This is a genomic window from Acidobacteriota bacterium (genome assembly GCA_028875575.1).
In the GTDB taxonomy this organism is placed as follows: domain Bacteria; phylum Acidobacteriota; class Terriglobia; order Versatilivoradales; family Versatilivoraceae; genus Versatilivorator.
In genome coordinates this window covers 68795-89640 of record JAPPDF010000087.1, presented here as the reverse complement: position 1 = coordinate 89640, position 20846 = coordinate 68795, and the positions used below count along the sequence as shown (strand labels likewise).

Sequence of the window (20846 nt, the reverse complement as noted above, 5' to 3'; positions counted from 1 at the left end):
CTCGTCGGCCGAAGCGTTCCTCTCCAGGCGATCAAGTCCCACCAGAAGCAGTTACTTCGTTGTTCTTCGTGTCCCTTCGTGGACGTCTTTCTCGGCCGGCTTGTGGGTCTGAGGCACAGGCTCGGTAACTCAATTTCGACCAATCAAGTTTTCCGCAGTCCCTCGGGCCGCGCGCCAAAATAGCCGGCGGTTTCAGCGGTGATCAGTCCACTCAGTCCTATCAGGCCGATCAGGTTGGGGATGGCCATGGCCCCGTTCATGACGTCGGAAACCGCCCAGACCGTATCCAGGGTAAAGGTTGCGCCAAAATAGGCGGCCACGACCCAGGCAATCCTGAAAGCGTACCGTAGCCAATAACCCTTGCCCCATCGGGTGTGGCCGGCAAGATACTCAAGGGCCTTTTCTCCGTAGTAGTTCCAGCCCAAAATGGTGGAGAAGGCGAACAGCACCAGCCCCAGGGAAACCACCAGACCGCCAAAGTCCCCGGGAAGGCCAAGGCTGAAGGCCCGGGTGGTCAGGGCGGCGCCTGAATCCCCGCTATTCCAGACCCCGGTTCCGATGATGACGAATCCCGTGATCGAACACACCACCAGCGTATCGATGAAGGTCTGGGTCATGGACACCAGCGCCTGGGTCACCGGGTGCCGAGTTTGAGCGGCGGCGGCGGCGATGCCGGCCGATCCCATGCCGCTCTCGTTGCTGAAGATTCCCCGGGCGACCCCGAACCGGATGGCCTGCATGACGGTGGCGCCGGCAAATCCTCCGGCGGCGGCTGCCGGGGTGAAGGCCGAGACAACCACCTGGTGGATGACGGCCGGGACCTCCTGCCAATGGAGGGCCACCACGGCCAGGCCGCTGACCATGTAAAGGACAATCATGCCGGGCACCAGGGCGCTGACCACGCGGGCAATGGAACGAATTCCCCCCAGGGTGACCGCACCGGTCGCCAGGGCAATGCCGATCCCCGTCCATACGAAAGGAATGCCGAAAGAGGTCTGCAGCGCCTGGGCCACCGAGTTGGATTGCACCGTATTCCCGATTCCGAAACTGGCGCAGACCGTCAGCACCGCAAACAGCACGGCCAGCCACTTCTGCTTCAGGCCCCTCTCCAGGAAGTACATCGGCCCGCCGGCCATCTCCCCTTTTTCGTCCGTGATCCGGTACTTGACCGAAAGCAGGGCTTCGCCGAACTTGGTGGCCATCCCCACCAGTCCGGTCATCCACATCCAGAAAAGCGCTCCCGGACCTCCGGAGGCAATGGCCGTGGCCACGCCGGCGATGTTGCCGGTGCCAACGGTTGCAGCCAGGGCGGTCATCAAGGCCTGGAAGTGGGAGATATCTCCCTCGGACTGGGGCTCCCTTCGCTGGATCAAGGCCAAGTGGAGAGAGGGCAGCAGCTTCCTGAACTGCAGTCCCTTGAGCTTGATCGTGAGGAACAGACCGGTCCCCACCAGCAGGACCAGCATGGGCGGTCCCCAGACGATGTCGGAGGCTACTTCAAGCAAACTGGCCTGTTGCAATGGGTTCCTCCTGTCGATGCCGAACCATATCCCACTTCCAGTCGAGAGACAATCGCCGTCTCAAGGCAAAGTGTTGTGCTACAGTATGGCAATGGAGTCCCTTCCCGTTTCAAGTTCTTCACGGTTCGCTTTCAGGCGCGCTCGCCGTGGAATTCCCGATCGCTCCGGCACCGGTCCGCGGACGTTGAGAACCTGTATCACGTTGGGATTCGTGGCCCTGCTGACCCTGTCGGGGCTGGAGCACCTGCACTTTATTCGGAATGCCGGCGCCCACAGTCCGCCCGCGACGGAAGAGGATCCGTCAGGACAAGATTGGCCCGTGATTCTAGCACGCGTGCGCAGCAACGCTCTGGCCTACAGCGAGCAGTTGCCCGACTTCATTTGCAATCAGACCACTACGCTATTTATCCGGACCGTTTCTCCGACCGTGAGGTGGAAGATAACCGGCAGCTTCGTTGCGGCGCTCTCCTTCTATGACGGTAAGGAGCATTACGAAATAGTGTCAGTCAACGATAAACCGGCGCCGGGAGCAACCATGGAGAATCTGACCGGAAGGCTTACCATCGGTGAGTTCGGCTCAGCCCTGCGAGGATTGTTTGAACCTAGAACCCAAGCCGAGTTCAAGCCTGTCGGGTTCAAGAAGATGAACAAGCTCAAGACGTTATGTATCGCTTTCCAGGTCTCGCAGAAACGGTCCAGACGGTTTATTACCTACAACCAAAAAACCATTATAACCGCCTACCGAGGGCGCTGTTGGGTCAACCCCGAAACCTATGAAATCGTTCGTCTGGAGAAGAAGGCCGTGGGCATCCCCCGCAATTTTCCGGTGAGCCAGTTTGACATGTCGGTCGACTATGCACCCGTCACTATCTCAGGTTCTCTCCACTGGCTGCCGAGGAAAGCCGAGATCCGGATCAGCCGCCGCTTCCATGGGGAACAGACCAGCAAGAGCGCCTTCATGCGAACCAAGAGCAATATTAGATTCGACGGTTACCGTCGATTCGGAACGGGTGTCAAGCTGGTGACCGAATAGCCGGCTGGCTGGTTGGGAGCAGGTCTTACTCAAGAGCTACCGGTACCGCTCCCCCGTCCTCCACGTCTGCACGCCTGCCCCCCTCCGGCGGGGACTTGATCCCGAAGACCCAGCGAAAAATCCACTTGAAATCCTCCAGGATCAGGTAGAGGGAAGGAACCAGTCCGAGCGTTATGAAGGTGGCGAACAGGACACCGAAGGCCAGCGATATCGCCATCGGGATCAGAAACTGAGCCTGCACGCTCTTCTCCAGGATGAGCGGCGTGATACCGGCCGCAGTAGTCAGAGAGGTCAACAAAATAGGACGAAAGCGCACGATGCCGGCCTGATGAACCGCCCGGACCAGAGGCATGCCCTGCTTGCGATGTTCGTTGATGAAGCTGACCAGGACCAGGCTGTCGTTGACCACGATTCCGGTCAGGGCCACCACCCCAAGAATGGTGAGAATACTGGTCGAATAGCCCAGAAGGATGTGCCCCCAGATGGCGCCGACGATCCCGAAGGGTACCGCTGACAGCACGATCAACGGCTGCAGGTAGGATCGGAAGGGAATGGCCATCATGGCGAAGATTCCCAGCACAACCAGGGCGAAGCCTTGGGCCAGTCCTTCCAGAGTCTCCTGTTGATCGCGCTGCTGTCCCTCAAAGCTGTAGGCGAATCCAGGAGCCCTCCTCACCAGATCCGGGAAAAACTTGGCGTCCATGTCGCCCAGGACTTCGTTGGCGGTCGTCACGGCCGGGTCGACATCGGCGGTGACGGTAATGGTTCGCTGTCGATCCACCCGGGAAATGGTTGCGAATCCTCGTCCCATCTGGGCGGTCGCCACCGTTGAGAAGGGAACTTCACTGCCGTTGGGGGTTCGAATTCTCATTCCCTCCAAGGTTCCAACCGATCGTCTCTCTTCGGCAGGATAGCGCACCATCACTCGTACATCGTCCCGTCCCCGCTGGATGCGCTGGGCTTCCTCCCCGAAAAATCCCTGGCGGACCTGGCGGCCCAGGTCCTGCAGCGACAGGCCGAGTGACTCCGCTTTGGGCGTGATGTCCAATTTCAGCTCGGGCTTGCCTCCCCGAAAGGAATCGCTGATGTCGATCACACCCGGGTACTGGCTCAGCTTTTCCTTGGTCGCAACCGCCAACTGACGCAGCTTGTCAATTTCATAACTGCTGAGTTGTATATCGATGGCCTTGCCGCTTTGAATCAGATTCGTATTGAAGGTGAGCTCAACCGCTCCCGGAACGGGTCCGGCCAGTTCCCTCCATCGGGCCCCAATCTCACGACTGGTCATGCTCCTCGATTCCGAAGGAACCAATTCGATCATGACCTCCGCCCGGTAAGGGGTGGAATACCGGTTGGAGTCGCCCGATCGATTGCCGCGCTCGGACTGAGCCCGGTTGGGTTGTTCTCCCACAACGGTCAGGATATGACGGAACAGGGACCCGCCCGTCTGTTGCGTGATTTCCCGATCCAGTTGAAACGCAGCCTTCTCGATCCTCCGAATGGCCAGGGTGGTCACCGCGGCCGGGGTCTCCTGGGGCATGGTCAGATCGACAACCACGTAGTCGGATTCGATTTCGGGGAAGTAGGTGAAGCCAATCAGACCCCCGGCCACAAGACCCGCGGTCAGCAGCAGGGTCGCCACTGCCACGGCCAATGTCAGGTAGCGCCACTCCAGCACGAACAGAAACATCGGCCGGTAAACCCTGTGTATGAATTGGTCCAGACCGTTCCCGAAGAACCCGAAGAAGCCGTCCCAGACCCGGACCGGGAGGGACTTCCGTCGCCCTTCCCTGGGAGGACGATAGTGGGAAACATGATAGGGCAGGACCAGCTTGGATTCGATGAGCGAAAACATCAGGGTCGGGATGACGATGAAGGGTATCACCCGCCAGATCGGTCCGGCCGACCCCTGCACAAACAGCATCGGAGTAAAGGCCATGGCCGTGGTCAGCACGCCAAAGACCACGGGCACTGTGACTCGCTGCGTCCCCTCGATCGCCGCCGACAGACCCTTCCCGGTCGCTTCCTGCCTTGAAAAAACACTCTCTCCAACCACGATGGCATCGTCCACCACAATCCCCAGGACCATGATGAAAGAAAACAGGGAAACCATGTTGATCGAAACATCGAACACGGGCATCAGGGCCATGGTCCCCAGGAAGGAAATGGGGATGCCGATCGTCACCCACACAGCCAGCCGAAGACGCAGGAACAGGGTCAGAACCACAAAGACCAGCAACAGCCCTGTCAGGCCGTTCTTGATGAGCAGGTTCATCCGGCTTTCCAGGATGGAGGACTGATCCCCCCAGGTGGTGAGAGCGATGCCGTCCGGCATCCGATCCTGTGCTTCGACCACATACTCCTTGACTGCCCGGGCCACCTCCAGGGCGCTTTCATCGCCGACCCTGAAGGCCTGAACCATCACGCTCGGCTTGCCGTCGAGCCAGGAGAACTTGTCCGCGTCTTCGAACCCGTCGACCACCCGGGCCACATCGTCCAGTTGCAGGCGGCTCCCGTCCGGCCGGGTGAGCAGGGTCAATTTGGCGAACTCCTCGCCCCGGTAGGCCTGTCCCTTGGTCCGCAGAAGAATCTCTCCGGATTCAGCCTTGACCGACCCGCCCGGAAGATCGAGCGACCTTTGCCGGACGGCTCCCGCCACTTGATCGAAGGTCAGCCCGTGGCGTCTTAGATCCTCCTCGGAAACTTCTATCGATATTTCATAGAGTCGCGCGTTCCTCAATTCAACCTGGCTGAGCTCGGGAAGCAGCAACAAGTCATCCCGAACCTGCTCACCCAGCCGTTTCAAGGTCAGCTCGTCGGCATCCCCGGAAATCGAAACGAAGATCACCTGGTTTCGAATTCTGGCCTCTTCGATCACGGGTTGCTCGGTTTCCTCGGGAAAGGTATCGATGGCGTCCACCCTGGCCTTGACTTCGTCCAGGAGCGCTCTCGAGTCGTAGCCCGACTCGATTTCGATTCGCACTGTGCCCATGCCCTCGTTGGCCGTCGACAGAATCCTGTCGATACCTTCCAATCCCTGAAGCGCTTCTTCCACTCGGATACAGACGGCTTCCTCGACTTCTTCCGGTGCAGCGCCGCGATAACTCACCGATACCGAGATGACACCGACCGCGAATTCGGGGAAGACCTCCTTCTTCAGATCGGGAATCGTAATGGCGCCCGCCATGACGACCGTGATCATCAGCAGGTTGGCAACCACTCCGTTTTGGGCAAACCAGGCAATGAGCCCCTTCATTACACCTCCAGTAACACCCTGCGCCGCGGTCGCAATCAGACAGGATCCCGGCCTGCGGCCGAATCGTCCACGACTTCAACCCTCATGCCATTGACCGGCGTCTGAACCACGGACACACACACACGCTCTCCCTCGCTGAGACCGGAGGCGATCAACACCTGGTCGCGCTCGGCACGCAGGATCTCAACCGTGCGATAGTAAAGACGGTCGCTCTCATCCACTACCAGGACGTGATCGCCCCTCAGGACGGACCGCGGCAAGACAACCACGTCACTCACCCACTTCCCCCGAATTTCAGCCTCAACAAACATCCCTACTGCCAGCGGAGGACGACCTCGGTCACTGCCTCGACCATAAGGATCCTTGACCTCGGCGACGGCGTGTACCATTCGGGTGCGGGGATCGATCTCCCCCTCGGTCCGAAGAATACGACCCGTCCACTGATGCCTCTTCCCCGCAAACTCGGTGCTCAAAACGACTGTAGGGCCCCCTGCGGGCTGGGTTTGCCCCCGATAGGCAAGAGGCAGGTGAAGGTAAGCCAGCTGGTCATCGGGAATTGGCAAGCGTACCTCGGCAAAATCGACCCCGTAAAGTCGCGCCAGAGCGGCTCCGGGGGCTATGAATTGACCGACATCGACAGTCTCCGACCAGATCCGACCGTCGTAAGGAGCCTTGACCTCGGTGCGCTCCAGATCATACTCGGCATGTTCCAGGGCAGCTTCAGCCGCTGCCAGCGAAGCTTTCGCCTCATTGATCTGGGGTTCTCGCAATACCAGCGCGGTTGGAGGCCCGCTGCCCAGATTTTCCCATTCCTGCCTGGCCAACGCGGCTTCCTGCTCCTCGGTCGCCAGCTTGAGCTTGGCTTGTGCCACCGCGGCTCGGGCTCGCACCACCGCCAATTGATAGACCCTCGAATCGATTCGGAGAAGTACTTCCCCGTCGTTGAAGAAGCCGCCGGCAACCAGTGCCGGTGACACCCAAACCACTCGTCCCGAAACTTCTGCGGTCAACTGAGAGGTGGTTCTTGGCGCCACGGTACCCTCAGCGTGCACGGTCAACCGGCGACTCTCCGGTTTCACCTCCATGACGTGAACCAGCGGCAGCGAGATTTCCGGCGGACGCTGCTCCGGCTCGGGCTTGGCTCCTATGATCAACAGGGCGACATAGGCGCCCAGGGCCAATACCAAGATGGGAAGCCCGATCTTGAGTGCTAGTTTCATACCCACTTTCCTTAGGGATTACGGCTGATTCCAATTCCGACTGATAAGATATCCTTAGAAGCTCCCTCCCAGAGCCAAGTGCAGGTTGACCCGGTTGTCGAGCTGCAGGCGCCGGAGGGTCAGCAACTGGCTTTCCGAATCGATCGCCGTCCTTTGGGCAGCCAGCAAGGTAATGATCCCCGCCAGACCCGAGCGGTACCGCTGCTCGGCCAGATCCCGAGCAGCTACCGATTGTTCGGCGGCCTCCTCCAACGCCTGCCGCCGTCGTCGGATTACCTCTTCCGCCGCCAGGGACGCTTCCACGTCGTTGTAGGCAGCCAGAACGGCGCTCTCGTATCTGGCCGCCGCCTCTTCCGCCCGCGCCTGGTTGAGGGTAACTCCGGCCTTCAGTCTGCCCCGGTTGAAGACCGGCTGTACTACGTTTCCGATCAGAGACCACACCAATAATTCAGCCGACAGCAGGTTCCGCAACTGGTCGCTGGACGTGCCAAAAGTGGAGGTCAGGCTGAAACTGGGCCGGAGCTGCGCCTTGGCCTCGGCGATTCTGGCGTCGGCTGCCAGCAAATCCCGTTCGGCCGCCACCAGATCCGCCCGACGGTGGACCAGTTCGGAAGGCAGGCCGGTCGGGACTCGGTCGGGCCCCTTGGGCAGGTCCCTCCCCAACTCATGCTGGCCGTCCGGATAGTCGCCCATGAGGATTTGAAGCTGACGGACACTGCGATCTGCACTCTCGAGGCGCGACTGCAGCGCCGCTTCGGCGATTTTCAACTCGGCCAGGGCCAGGCGCAGATCCAGGGCGGGCCGGACACCGCCTTCAAAGCGAGCCCGAATGCGCCCGGCCGATATCTCGTAGCTCTCCACCGAAGATCGAGCCAATTCGAGTTGGCGGTGTGCCTCAATCGCTGCGAACCAGGCCCTGGTTGCCTGTGCCGACAGCGACAGGCGGGCCGCCGCCAGTTCCGCCTGGCGCGCCTGGGTGTTTGCCATTGCCGCCAGCTTTCCGGCCTTTACTTTTCCCCACAAGTCCGCCTCCCAGCCCAGATTGAGCGACAGACCCGTGCTGGAGAAAGTCCGGCTCAACACCCTCCCCTCCGCACCGGGCAAGCGAAGTCCCAAAAAGTTCTGCTTGCGGCCTCCCAGGTCGAAGCTTGCGTCCAGTTGGGGCAATTGGGCGGCCGCGGCGATGCGAGACTGTGCCTGGGCCGCTTCGATGCGAGCCGCTGCCGCTCGCAGGTCCTGGTTTCGTTCCAGGACTCTAGAGACCACCCCATCCAAACCCTCATCGCCAAAAGAGTTCCACCAATCGCCCTGGCCGGCAGCAGGAACCGCTTCCGCACCGGTCCAGGCATCGGGGACTTTCACGATCGAGGCTCGTGTAGGCCGTTGCAGAGATCGATTACAACCGGCAGTCCCGGCCGACAACGTAACCACGAGCAAGACACCGCAAACCCACCGACCGCGCCGGATCATCCCAAAACCTCCCTCTTGCCCTGCCCTGCCATTTCCGAAACTTCTGTTTGCGCCAGCGGGGCCTGCAATCCGGCAGTTGCGAACCGGGTCAGCCGCTCGATATTGGCCTCGACCTCGTTTCCTTCGCCGGCTTCGGCTCGCAATTGCCGCACGAATCCAACCTGCATCAAGGTGTGGACCATGGCTCCGATGACAAAGTGCATGCGCCACATGAGTTCGGTCCTGGGCAGCTCGGGAGCCGCCTGCTCGAATGCCGCCGAAAAACGTCGGACCACTTCCTGAAAAAGATCCACGAACATGGTCTGGAGCGGCCCCGAGGACTCGGAGTAGATCCGGCCGCAGAGCCGGGTGAAAGTCTCGCCCTTTTCCGCCTGCAGCCACAAGCGCAACGGTGGCCCCACCAGGATACGCACCAGCTCCTCCAGTTTGGGCTTTTGCGGCAGGGAGCGCGCGAGGAGATCGTCCAGCAGTCGCAACCGCTCGCGGTTGAGAGGATCGATACGGCGGACAAAGACTTCCTTGACCAGAGACTCCTTGGAACCGAAGTGATAGTGAATGGCAGCCAGGTTCACCCGAGCTTCCGCCGTAATGGTTCGGATCGAGACCCCGTCGATGCCAAACTCGGCAAAGAGTCGTTCGGCCGTATCCAGAATCTGATCTCGGGTGTCGGTTGGCAAGGGAAACTCACCTCAATCGAACGCAGAAATTAAATCATACGTTTGAAAGAACTGGAGTGTCAAGTTTCCTCCCGACCTTTTTCGGCGAAACCGCAGATGTGTGGACTTACCACGGGCAACGGCGCCTGAAACTCCTCCCACTTCAATTGGGAGAAACCGGCTCGGGCAATCTGCACCCGGGTGTCCGCATCGGGCCGGCAACCGTCGAGCACGGTGCTCCACACCGGACGCACCGCGCGCTGAAGCCGTCGCAGCCAACTGCCTGACGGCGCCGCAACGTGCTCCAGAAAGCAGTAGCGTCCGCCGGGCTTGAGCACGCGCAGGATCTCCTCCAGAACCGCCTCCACCCGATCCACCGAGCAAAGAACCAGGGTTCCGACCACGGCATCCACACTTGCATCCTCTAATTCGAGATCCTCTGCCACACCGATTCTCACGCGGACCGGCCGGTCCAGCCGAGCCGCTTCTTTCAGGATATAGGGGTGGAAGCAGGGATTGGGCTCGATGCCCGTCCACCGGACTTCTCTGGGCAGGTAGGGCAGATTGACGCCGCTTCCGGGTCCGATCTCCACGACCTCTCCGGAGAGATCACCGAGCAGGCCCCGCTTGCGCCCGGCCATCCAGCGCTCGTAGGGATCGGTTCCGTGAGCTATGGCCCAGGCAAAGGCACGGGCTTGCCAACTGTGCTCTCCGGCTCGACGCATGCAGCGAGTCTAGCACAGCGCCGAGTGGTGACCGTGCCCGGTGGCTGTGGTATCTTGATTCCGGCACATTCGGTCGTTTGGGTGGAAACCCATGGCAACTCGGCATCCCTTGGGAAATCTGCGACAGTTTCTGCAACTCCTGCGGCGGGAGAACCAGCTTGCGACCATCGAGGTCGAAGTGGATCCCTATCTGGAGGCCGCCGAGATCCATCGGCGAGTGATTGGGCAAGGCGGTCCCGCCCTGCTGTTCAAGCGCATCCGGGGAAGCCGGTTTCCGGTGGTCACCAATCTGTTCGGCACGGCGCGGCGCATCGAGCTGGCCTTTGGCAGGGGGCCCCAGCAACTGGTCCAACAGGTGGCCACTTTGGCTCAGACCCTGCTGCCACCCCGGTTGGGGCGCCTTTGGGGCCACCGCAACCTCGCCTGGGAAGCCCTCAAGCTGGGGACTCGCAGTGTTCAGCGGGGATCGGCGCTGGAATGCAATCAGCAGCCCGCGGACCTCTCCCGCTTGCCGATTCTGACCACGTGGGAAGAAGACGGCGGTCCCTTCATTACCCTGCCCCTGGTCTACACCCAGCACCCCGGCAATGGAAGTCACAACCTGGGAATATACCGTCTGCAGGTCTATGACACCCGATCCACCGGCATGCATTGGCAGATCCAAAAGGGAGGAGGATTTCACTACGACCTGGCCGAGGCCTCCAACGAGGCGCTGCCGGTCACGGTCTTCCTCGGGGGACCTCCGTCGCTGATCCTGGCTGCCATCGCTCCCCTCCCCGAGAACGTCGGAGAACTGATGGTGGCTTCCTTGCTGGGTGGCCACCGTATCCCCATGGTTCACCCCGAAGGCAGCCCTCACCCCTTTCCGGCGGAGGCGGAGTTTGTGCTGCAGGGGAGCGTCCCGCCACGTCAGAGACGCACGGAAGGCCCCTTCGGCGACCACTACGGCTACTACTCACCGGCCCACGAATACCCCGTCTTCCAGGTGGAGCGGCTGATGCACCGGCGGGACGCCATCTACCCGGCAACCGTGGTGGGCAAGCCGAGACAGGAAGACTTCTTCATCGGCGACTATCTGCAGGAACTGCTCAGTCCCCTGTTCCCCCTGGTCATGCCCGGAGTGCGGGACCTTTGGAGCTACGGAGAGACGGGATTTCATTCCCTGGCGGCGGCGGTTGTGCGGGAACGCTACGGCCGGGAAGCCATGACCTCTGCTTTCAGAATCCTGGGAGAAGGCCAACTCTCGCTGACCAAAATTCTGATGGCGACCGATACACCCATGGACCTGAGGAACTTCCCTGCCCTGCTGCAACACGTTCTGGAGCGCATCGAGTGGGAGACGGACTTCTTCGTCCTCTCCAACCTTTCCATGGACACGCTGGACAGTTGCGGACCGCAGATCAATCGGGGAAGCAAGGCCATCCTGCTGGGGATGGGAGCAGCCAAGCGCGAACTACCCCGGCAGTTTGTGGGCGAGGTTCCGGGCGGAGTGGGAGAAGTCGCCGCCTTCTGCCCCGGTTGCCTGGTGATCGGCGGATCGAGCTTCTCGGAGGAGCCCGGCCAACCGGAACGCCTGGTCCGCTGGCCCGACTTTCAGTCCTGGCCCCTGCTGATCCTGACCGACGACCCCTCCATATCCCAGGACTCCTCCCGCTTCCTGTGGTCGGTCTTCACACGCTTCGAGCCGGCCGCCGACGTCCATGCGGCTCAGACCACCGTGCGGCGCCATCATCTCTGCTACCAGGCTCCCATCCTGGTGGATGCCAGAATGAAGCCCTCCTATCCCCCCGAGGTCGCCTCTGCGCCTGACGTTGAACGAACCGTCGACCGGCGTTGGAGGGAATATTTTCCGAAGAGTGAGGTGAGAAGTGTGAAGTGAGAAGTTTGAAGTGAGAAGTTTGAAGTGAGAAGTGTGAAGAGTGGAGAGTGGAGGGACGTTTGCCGGGAATGGCCACAAAAGGCACAAAAACACAACTTGTGCCCTTTGTGCTTTTTGTGGTTAGACAGCATTTATCCCCAGATCGCACCCAGTATTAAAAAAGGCAAAACCTCAGGTTTGCGGGCAAGATGACCTGCCCCGCTGCGAACTTTGCAAAAAGCTCAACTCATCAATCCGTTTAAGTCTCCGCCTTCCCGACCTTCGGCAGATCCCACTTGAGTTTTCTCCAACCCCTTGGTGGCCCTTCGTGTCCCTTCGTGGATCCCGTTCGTGGATAACTCTTTTCCCCTTCGGTCAAGTCATCTAAACTATCGGACGTTGACCGCATGGGGCAGCTCCAGACTGCCTGGGCCCGCCTCTCCGGCAGGGCGATGAAAGGGATGAAATGGCTTTATTCGAGAAAAACGGCGGCGTCAGTCCGCAACAGGTGCTTCAAACCCTCAAGAGCATCCGGGACCCCGACCTGCAGGAAGACATCGTCGGAATGAATTTCGTGAAGAATCTCACCGTCAAGGGCTCCAGGGTCGCCTTCACCATCGAGTTGGCCAATCCTGCCTGCCCGGTCAAGGACCAGATCAAGGCGGAAGCCGAACGCCTGGTCGGATCGCTCGAGGGAGTCCGCTCGGTCTCCGTGGAAATGAGCTTCAAGGTGACTCGCCGGCAGGGCTCCCAGAGCCGAACCCTGATACCTGGGGTAAGCAACACCATCGCGGTGGCCAGCGGAAAGGGCGGCGTGGGAAAATCCACCGTCGCCGCCAATCTGGCTGCCGCACTGATGGAGTGCGGAGCCCGGGTGGGACTGATGGATGCCGATGTCTACGGACCCAGCCTCCCTACCCTGATGGGCTCCTCGCATACACCTCAGGTGGTCGGAAACCGGATCGTCCCGCCGGTAGTCCACAAGGTCAAGATGATATCCATGGGCTATTTTCTTCCCAAGAACGAGGCCGTGATCTGGAGAGGCCCCATGCTGCACAAGATGATTCACCAGTTTTTGGGAGAGGTGGAATGGGGGGATCTGGACTACCTGGTAATCGACTTGCCGCCCGGAACCGGGGATATCCAGCTCAGTCTGTGTCAGACCATCCCCCTGACGGGCGCCGTCATCGTCTCCACCCCTCAGGACCTTGCCCTCAAAGTGGCCTCCAAAGCCATCGCCATGTTCAAGAAACTCAATACGCCCATCCTGGGGGTGGTCGAAAACATGAGCTTCTACACCTGCGCTCACTGCGGGCGCCGGGACGATATTTTCGGTCACGGGGGCGCCAGCCAGGCCAGCCGTGAGATGGGCTTTCCTTTCCTGGGTGAGATTCCCCTGAGCAGCGAGATCCGGCTTGCCAGCGACAGCGGCGAACCCACGGTTCTGGGTCGCAGTTCCGGCCGTGAAGCCTTTCAGGCCATCGCCGCTGCCGTGGCCGCGCGGGTCAGCATCGCCAACCATGCCGCCGTTCAGACTCCGACCATCGAGGTCTGAGAGTGGTTCCTGTTTCCATCAAACTCTCGGCTCCTGGCGGCGTGGCTGTCAGGTGGAGCGACGGACATGCCTGCACCTATTCCTACGCCTTCCTCCGCCGGCGATGCCCCTGCGCCATCTGCCGCGACACTCCCCCCGTCGTCAAGACCGAGCCCGATCCCTTTCCGATCCTCGGAAAGGGCCCGATTGCCGCCACGGGAGCCACTCCCGTCGGCCATTACGCCATCCAGTTCCACTGGAATGACGGGCATGCCGACGGAATCTACTCCTACTCCTATTTGCGGGAGATTTGCCCCTGCGAAGACTGCCGGGGCGGAAAGACCTGACCTGCACTTCCCTCAGGCGAAAGCCTCTTCGATCACTTCTCCGCCGTTGATGGTGGCTCGCTCCGACCTGCCGTTGTGCAAATAGGTCAAGTTGAGATGGTTCAGGCCCAGCGCATGCAGGATGGTAGCGTGAATGTCGTGGACATGACAAGGCCGCTCAGCCGCCCGAAGCCCAATTTCGTCTGTGCTTCCTATCACCTGTCCGCCCTTGATTCCGGCCCCCGCCATCCAGATGGTGAATCCCCACGGGTTGTGATCTCGACCGTTTCCCTTTTCGTTGAAGGGAGTCCGTCCGAACTCGCCTCCCCATACCACCAGAGTCTCCTCGAGCAGGCCGCGAGCCTTCAGGTCAGCCAACAGTCCTGCAATGGGCCTGTCCGTGGACCTGGTCATCTTTGAGTGGTTGCCTTCCAGGTCTTCGTGGGCGTCCCAACCCTGACCGCTGCCCGAGTAACACTGAACGAATCGCACCCCCCTTTCGACCAATCGACGGGCCAGGAGACAGTTTCGGCCAAAGGTCGCCGTCCTTTCATCGTCCAGACCGTAGAGCCTCCTGGTTGCCTCGGATTCCCGGTTCAAATCGATGGCCTCGGGGGCTGCCGATTGCATCCGATAGGCCAACTCGTAGGAATTCAAACGGGCCTCCAGTTCAGTGTCCTCAGCCTTGTCGGCTGCATGGAACCTGTTGAGAGCCCTCAGGTAGTCCAGCTTGCTGCGCTGCTGTGCCTCCGTGATCCCGTCAGGAGTCTTCAGGTGGAAAATGGGTGATCCCTCCTTGCGGAATAGAGTGCCTTGATAGGAAGCCGGTAGAAACCCGGAACTCCAATTCTTGGGGCCGCCCACCACCTGTTTGACCTCCCTGAGCACGACAAATGCCGGGAGGTTCTGGTTGGCGCTGCCCAGACCATAGGTGGTCCAGGCACCTAAAGAGGGCCGACCGGCCAGGATCGAACCCGTATTCATTTGACAGAGCGCACCCACGTGGTTGATACCCTCTTGGTGGCAGGATCGGAATACCGCAATATCGTCGACGTGCCGGGCCATCCGGGCGTACCAATCGGAAACCCAGAGTCCACCTTCCCCGTACTGCTTCCAACTGCGCTTGGAGGGCATCAAGGTGTTGTTTGCCACACCCTTGTTGGCTGTAAAGGGACGGGCAAACGACTCGGGCATGGGTTGTCCCGCCAGCCGGTCCAACTCCGGCTTGGGATCGAACAGGTCGACGTGGCTCGGTCCCCCTTCCATAAACAGCCAAATGACCGATCGAGCCTTGCCCGGGTAGTGTGGTTGCCTGGCAGACGAAAAGCGGTTGCCTGGGACCGCTGCCGCATGGGCAAAGAAGCCGTCTTGGTCAAGAAGATAAGTCAAGGCAACGGAACCGAAACCGCTGCCCGCCCGGCACAGAAAATCACGACGGGAGGCCAAGGGCAGAATGTGAGGTTCCTTTTCAACCATTTTGAGCTCCTGAAACGGGGTACTGGTGTCCTGTCTCAGAAACAGGATTACCGTCTCCCTCCAGCACCCGACGGTCTCTTTCCGGATGTCCTCCCGGCAGCGGCCCTCCTCCCACACTGGGGGGCGTGTTCGCTTCTGCTAGTGCCGATAGGTAAACTCGTTTGAATTGATGATCATGTGACAAAAATCGACCAGTGTCGCCGCGTCTGCCGGATCGACGTTATAGGGACGCATCAAGGGCAACACCAGCTTTTCCCCCTCTTCGGCATGCCCTGCGATGACCCCATGATGGCGATGCAGGAAATCCAGGGCCGTGTCCTTCTCTTCGCTCGTCGGGTGCCGTGAATAGGCCAGGCGATAAGCCATGTCGATTTGGGCAGCAGGGTCGAAACCCGCCGCGAAAAGCAACCGGCCCGCAAAAGCTCGAGCCCATTCGAGCACCACCTCACTGTTCATCATGGTGAGCGCTTGCAGCGGGCTGGTCGTAATGTCCCGGCGCGGACAACTTTCGTGAGTGTCCGGCAGGTCGAAGGTCTCAAACATCGGATAGCGCGTGTTGCGGCGAATGAACACATAGAGACTGCGGCGATTGCGCTCCGCAGAGTCTTGGGTTGTTTCCCAATTGGCCTTCATGCCCGGGGGAATCGGGGGAAAGACACTGGGGCCACCCATTTCCGGATTCAACAACCCGGAAACTGCCAGTGCCGCATCGCGGATGATTTCTCCTTCCAGGCGCTGCCGGGGAAAACGCCACAACTGTTTGTTCTCCGGGTCGATTTTGGCTGCAGCCTCACGATAGAGGGAAGCCTGTCGATAGGTATTCGAGTTGAGGATGAGGCGGTGCAGGTGCTTGATGCTCCAGTTGTTTCGGATGAACTCCGTGGCCAGCCAGTCCAGCAACTGCGGATGACTGGGCAATCCGCCCGAAAGTCCCAGATTGCTGGGAGTATCGACGATACCTCGACCGAAGTGGTAGTGCCAGATCCGGTTCACCATGACGCGGGCCGTCAAGGGATTGTCCGGATCGGCGATCCAGTTGGCTAATGCCGTACGCCGACCCGTGGACTCCATCCCTTCCGGCGCCACAATTTTGGCCGGGCCGGGATCGAAGAGTGTGGGGAAACCGGGTTCTACCTCTTCCCCGCTTGCATCGTAAGCGCCCCCGGAGAGGATAAACGTCGGGGGCGCCTCGCGGCCCGCGTCCGCAATGCCGATACCGATCGGCAACTCACCCGGGTGCAAATCCGAAAATTTGTCGAGTCGCGACTTGAGTTCCTTCCAATGTTTCTTCTCCTCATCCTTCAGTTGGTTGACCACAGACCGGGTCGGTGCGTGATAGAGATAGGAACCTGGGTCCAAAAAGGCCTGCATCTTGTAATACATCAGCCACTGGAAGGGCGTCCGATTCTCGGAGGGGCTTGAGATCGCCTCCTTGATTGCATCCGGATATCTTGCAATCAACTCGTCGAGAATCTCCTTGCGCTTGGGTTCTTCAAGGGCCGCCATTTCCCGGCGAATCGAGGCGGTCTCTTCCTCCCACGCCGCAAGTTGACGGCGATGCCGATGGGCAGTTTCCCGGGAGGCAAGCACGATATCGTCCCTGGCCCGGACATTGGCAAAAAAGGCCTGCAGCCGGTAGTAGTCCGCCTGCAGGAGTGGATCGAATTTGTGGTCGTGACAGCGCGCACACTCATAGGTGAGTCCCAGGAAGACCCCACCCACCACGGAGGTAATGTCATGGAGTATTTCCTGTCTCCTCTGCACCAGGTTGCGGGCATTGTGCTCATCGGGATAGAGGCGGTTGAACGCCGTGGCCAAACCGGCATCGGGATCGTTCGACCATAGCTCGTCACCGGCGATCTGCTCGCGCACGAAGCGGTTATAAGGCTTGTCGCCGTTGAATGATCGAATCAGATATTCCCGGTAGCGCCACGCATTGGGACGGGTTTGATCCGACTTGAACCCTTCGCTGTCGGCGTAACGAGCCAGATCGAGCCAGTGGCGGGTCCACCGCTCCCCGTAATGAGGGGAGTCCAGGAGCCGGTCGACAACTCTCCCAAGAGCCTTGGAGGATTGGTCTGCCAGAAAAGCGTCGACGTCTTCGGGCATGGGAGGCAAACCAATCAGATCGAAATAAGCACGGCGCAGAAGAGTCACCCGGTCGGCCGGCGGGGACGGATCCAAGCCCTTGGCTTCCAGCCCGGCCAGCACGAAGGCATCGATTGGAGTTCGAACCCAGTCGGAGTGGCGAACCGCCGGCAATTCCGGACGCTGAACTTTCTGAAAAGCCCAGTGTTTCCGCTGATGCGGACTGAAGAGCTCATCCGCCAATTTCCCTGACCAGGCGGCACTCAACGCCAGCGGCGAAAGCAGACACACCAATGCCGCCAAAGGCCGAATGGGAACCTTTTTCTTCCGCTTCACCCAACAATCCTCACGCCGACTCGGGAGTCGAGATCCTGTGATCTCTATCTTCGATGAATGACCGAAACCTACCATCGGTCCCGCCGCGTGTCAAACATTCGTCCCTCGAGGAGTTTTCCCGCTGGCTGTCAACCGCCCGTTCGTTTCAGTCTCGCGATGGTCTCCATGTGATGGCTATGCGGAAACAGGTCCACGATCTCCAGGGATTCGATCGCGTAGCCCCTGCCCAGAATGATTCTCAGATCCCTGGCAAGGGTGGAGGGATCGCAGGAGACGTAGACCACCCTGGAAGCCCTCAGGTCGGCGACCCTCCCGACAGTGGTCTTGGGGATTCCGGTTCGAGGCGGGTCCAGCAGAACCAGGTCGACCTCCTCCAGGTCCCGACGGCGGTCTCGCAGAAAGGTATCAAGGTCTCTGTGAAAAATGCGGCAGTTGCGGCGCCCGTTCCTACGGGCGTTCGCTTCCATATCCAGGATGGCCGCGGCGTTTTGGTCCACTGCCCACACCAGTTCGAACGTCTTTGACAGCGGCAGGGTGAAGAACCCCACTCCACAGAAGAGATCGAGGGCGCGAGATCCTGCCAGACCCTGCGTTGCCCGTCGGCTCAAGGACTCCAGCATGCATTCGTTGATTTGAAAAAAGGATCCACGGCTCACCCGGAATGTCCAATTTCCCACCGTCTTGTGGACAAAGCCGGGCCCCGACACCCGAAGCGTGCGCTTCTGCGATCGGGACACGTAGAGGCTCACGGGCCGACTTTCCCAGTCGAACCCAGCGGCCAGCAGATCTCGCCTGAGGGTGGAAAGGTTTTCGGCGCCCGGCATCACCTTCAGGTCGATCAAGGCTTCCTCTCCATCTCCCTGGAAGATCTCAACCTCGCTCAGACAGCCCACCGTCATTGGCGAGCGCTCCAGGAAGGCCCGCAGATCGGGAAGGATCGCCCACAGCCCGTCCAGGGCGATCCGGCACCGGTCGACTTCCACTACCCGGTGGGAAGCCCGTTCGAAAAATCCCCAGGAGACTCTCCCGTTTCGAGCCAGGACCTTCAGTTGCAAGCGATTCCGGTAGGCCGAGTCAGGGGAAGGAATCCGCACGATTCCGCTGTGGGAACCGCCAATGCGACCCACCCGCCGCAGAGCGTCGGTCAAGATTTCCGTCTTGCTGTCGAGCTGTCGGGGAACTGTCATTTGCTGGAAATCGCATCCCCCGCACCGACCAAAGTAGGGACAGGGAGGCGTCTGCCGATCGGGGGAGGCTTCGATCAGCTCACCGTCCAGCACTTCAAGGTAGCTGCCACGGTCGGCCGCCTGCTTGACCAGGACACGATCACCGGGGACTACCAGCGGGAGAAAGACCGCCTTCTTTTCAAGAAAGGCAATTCCCTTGCCACCCGGGATCATTCGCTCGACCGTGACCTGAAAGGTCTTCATGGCCGGTTAACCCGCATTTCTCACCAGGTCGCTGGACTCACAATGAAAGGTCATTTATTTTCAGCAACTTGGTGGTCCGATTGGGACGCCTTGCGGTTACACACGGTGCTGGGCGCGCCCTGGCTTGTCCTTTTCCCCTCAGCGCATCCATGCTCGCTCGACCGTAGTGGCGGCTACGCTCTTCGCTCTCGAGCACGCGCTGAGGGGAAAATTCCTGCGCCACGATCACGCCCCCTGGTGAGAAAGGCGGGTTAATTGAGGGGGAGGTAAAAGAGGCTCAGCCGCGGAACGCCAAATTCCTGTAGGAGTTTCTTGCGCATCAACTTGCCTTCCAGCATGGCAATGTGCTCGGCCTTCAAGCCCCGCTTGTTCCGTTGGATCTCCCGCCGAGTCTCCTGCTTCGCTTCCAGCAGAGACTCTTCGCTTATACCCGAGGAGATGGCCGCCAGAATGCGTTCTTCCAGGGTATTCAGCTTCAGTTCCAGCGCCTCATAGTCCAGCGACCGGGATGCTTGGATTTCCAGCATGATCTCGTTCAGCGAGTCGACAACCGTCCCCACCACGGTTTCCAAGGCCGGCAGCTCAACCGCTTTGGAACGTCCCGGGAGCGCCTCCAGTTGGCGACGGGCGCTTTCGAGCAGTTCCAGCAACTGCGATACTTCCAAATCTCCTTCGGCAGCTTGGGCTGCCGGCTCGTGGCGACCGGCCCGACTCTCATTCCGGCGCTCGTGTTCAGCCAGAATGGCCTGCGTACAGTAGGCGAGGCTGTTCACCCTTCCCACCACCCTTCGCCTCTTGGAGCGCTTGTCGAAAGCCCGGTCCACCCCGCGCAGCACCACCTCCAGGGGGACGCCGGCCTCTCGCAGGGATTCGATCAGGGACCAGTCCAGAGGCGATAGGGGACGGGCCTGCCCGCGCCGCTTTTGGAAGTGCTCCTCGATCTCGGTAAAGTAGTTGAAGTAATTTTCCATGGCGCAGGGGACACGGGCGTCTCCCGGCAGGGCAGCTCCCGGTACTCACCGAGGAAAGTTTTTCTCGTGGATGAGGCGCAATCCATCCAGCGTCAAGTGGGAATCGATATGTTGAATATGGCGGGTGCCGGACCCGAAAAGAGCGGCCTGACCACCCGTGGAAACCACCGTGGTTTCAGGACCCAACTCCCCAATCATGCGCTGCAGGATGCCGTCAACCAGGCTGACATACCCGTGATAGAGGCCCGACTGGATACTGGCGACCGTCGAGGTGCCGATCACGTTGACAGACGGCTTGACCTCGACTCTGGGAAGTCGGGCTGTTCTGGTGAACAGCGCCTCGGCTGCGATCACCGGGCCGGGACTGATGACCCCTCCCAGGTACTCTCCCTTACTGGAAATCGCGTCGAAGGTGGTGGCTGTCCCAAAGTCCACCACGATGCAGGGTCCCCCGTAACGATGAAAGGCGGCTACCGCATTGACGATCCTGTCGGCCCCCACGTCCGAAGGTGGATCGTAGAGGATGGGCATTCCGGTCTTGACGCCCGGCTCGACAAACAGGGGGGCAACCTTGAAATACTTCAAGGCTGTCTGCTCCAGCACGGTGTTGAGCGGAGGAACCACCGATGCAATCACGATATCCGAGATGTGGGTAAAATCGATGCCCGCCAGACTGAAGAGGTTCCTGATCAATATTCCGTATTCATCCGCGGATTGACGCTCCTTGGTTTCCAGGCGCCAGTCTTTCCTCAGCGTGGAGCCCTCGTAGATTCCCAGCCAGGTATTGGTGTTGCCGACGTCGATGACCAGCAGCATATCCGCTTTGTCTCCTGACACCCTGCCTATTCAAGAATGGGGCCCGCAATTTTCACCGGGCCGATTCATACATCATGAGCCTTTTGCAATATTCGCCAGCGGAACGTTCACCGGAAATGGCCACAAAAGGC

The 20846-nt window shown here is 60.2% G+C and carries 15 protein-coding genes; 4 read left to right on the top strand and 11 right to left on the bottom strand.

Going from position 1 to position 20846, the window contains the following annotated elements; all coding sequences use genetic code 11:
* Positions 1–143 precede the first annotated feature (143 nt).
* On the bottom strand, positions 144–1466 hold the full coding sequence (locus tag OXI69_14075; protein ID MDE2667268.1) for a sodium:alanine symporter family protein: 1323 nt from the start codon (positions 1464–1466) through the stop codon (positions 144–146).
* Positions 1467–1839: 373 nt separating this feature from the next.
* On the opposite strand from OXI69_14075, the gene OXI69_14070 reads away from it, so the two are divergent.
* Entirely contained in the window at positions 1840–2553 is a 714-nt protein-coding gene (locus tag OXI69_14070; GenBank protein ID MDE2667267.1) for a hypothetical protein, read from the top strand.
* A 25-nt stretch (positions 2554–2578) separates the two neighbouring features.
* Here OXI69_14070 and OXI69_14065 read toward each other — a convergent pair whose 3' ends face one another.
* The 5 genes from OXI69_14065 to OXI69_14045 all read right to left on the bottom strand — a co-directional run bounded on the left by OXI69_14065 (position 2579) and on the right by OXI69_14045 (position 9880).
* Positions 2579–5809 (bottom strand): efflux RND transporter permease subunit, encoded by a 3231-nt coding sequence (locus OXI69_14065; GenBank protein MDE2667266.1) that lies wholly within the window; start codon positions 5807–5809, stop codon positions 2579–2581.
* Between the two features lie 35 nt (positions 5810–5844).
* Positions 5845–7029: an efflux RND transporter periplasmic adaptor subunit gene (locus OXI69_14060; protein MDE2667265.1), complete on the bottom strand. Its 1185-nt coding sequence runs from the start codon at positions 7027–7029 to the stop codon at positions 5845–5847.
* Between the two features lie 54 nt (positions 7030–7083).
* The gene (locus tag OXI69_14055; GenBank protein ID MDE2667264.1) at positions 7084–8391 is read right to left on the bottom strand and encodes an efflux transporter outer membrane subunit; all 1308 of its coding nucleotides are present in this window, start codon (positions 8389–8391) and stop codon (positions 7084–7086) included.
* 104 nt (positions 8392–8495) lie between these two features.
* The gene (locus OXI69_14050; protein MDE2667263.1) at positions 8496–9176 is read right to left on the bottom strand and encodes a TetR/AcrR family transcriptional regulator; all 681 of its coding nucleotides are present in this window, start codon (positions 9174–9176) and stop codon (positions 8496–8498) included.
* Positions 9177–9235: 59 nt separating this feature from the next.
* Positions 9236–9880, bottom strand: coding sequence for a methyltransferase domain-containing protein (locus OXI69_14045; GenBank protein ID MDE2667262.1), 645 nt, complete (start codon positions 9878–9880; stop codon positions 9236–9238).
* A gap of 91 nt (positions 9881–9971) precedes the next feature.
* Between OXI69_14045 and OXI69_14040 the strand changes: the two genes are divergently transcribed.
* From OXI69_14040 to OXI69_14030, 3 genes are all read left to right on the top strand, one after another.
* The gene (locus OXI69_14040) at positions 9972–11759 is read left to right on the top strand and encodes a UbiD family decarboxylase (GenBank protein ID MDE2667261.1); all 1788 of its coding nucleotides are present in this window, start codon (positions 9972–9974) and stop codon (positions 11757–11759) included.
* Between the two features lie 445 nt (positions 11760–12204).
* A complete protein-coding gene (locus tag OXI69_14035) occupies positions 12205–13293 on the top strand; it encodes an Mrp/NBP35 family ATP-binding protein (protein MDE2667260.1) in 1089 nt (362 codons plus the stop codon).
* A gap of 2 nt (positions 13294–13295) precedes the next feature.
* On the top strand, positions 13296–13619 hold the full coding sequence (locus OXI69_14030) for a DUF971 domain-containing protein (GenBank protein MDE2667259.1): 324 nt from the start codon (positions 13296–13298) through the stop codon (positions 13617–13619).
* 12 nt (positions 13620–13631) lie between these two features.
* On the opposite strand, the gene OXI69_14025 is transcribed toward OXI69_14030, so the two are convergent.
* The 5 genes from OXI69_14025 to OXI69_14005 all read right to left on the bottom strand — a co-directional run bounded on the left by OXI69_14025 (position 13632) and on the right by OXI69_14005 (position 20715).
* A complete protein-coding gene (locus OXI69_14025) occupies positions 13632–15074 on the bottom strand; it encodes a DUF1501 domain-containing protein (protein MDE2667258.1) in 1443 nt (480 codons plus the stop codon).
* A gap of 138 nt (positions 15075–15212) precedes the next feature.
* Entirely contained in the window at positions 15213–17498 is a 2286-nt protein-coding gene (locus tag OXI69_14020; protein MDE2667257.1) for a DUF1553 domain-containing protein, read from the bottom strand.
* Positions 17499–17626: 128 nt separating this feature from the next.
* Entirely contained in the window at positions 17627–18928 is a 1302-nt protein-coding gene (locus OXI69_14015) for a class I SAM-dependent RNA methyltransferase (protein MDE2667256.1), read from the bottom strand.
* 251 nt (positions 18929–19179) lie between these two features.
* Positions 19180–19899, bottom strand: a complete 720-nt coding sequence (locus OXI69_14010; GenBank protein MDE2667255.1) for a hypothetical protein — start codon at positions 19897–19899, stop codon at positions 19180–19182.
* Positions 19900–19944: 45 nt separating this feature from the next.
* Entirely contained in the window at positions 19945–20715 is a 771-nt protein-coding gene (locus tag OXI69_14005; protein MDE2667254.1) for a type III pantothenate kinase, read from the bottom strand.
* Between the last annotated feature and the right edge of the window lie 131 nt (positions 20716–20846).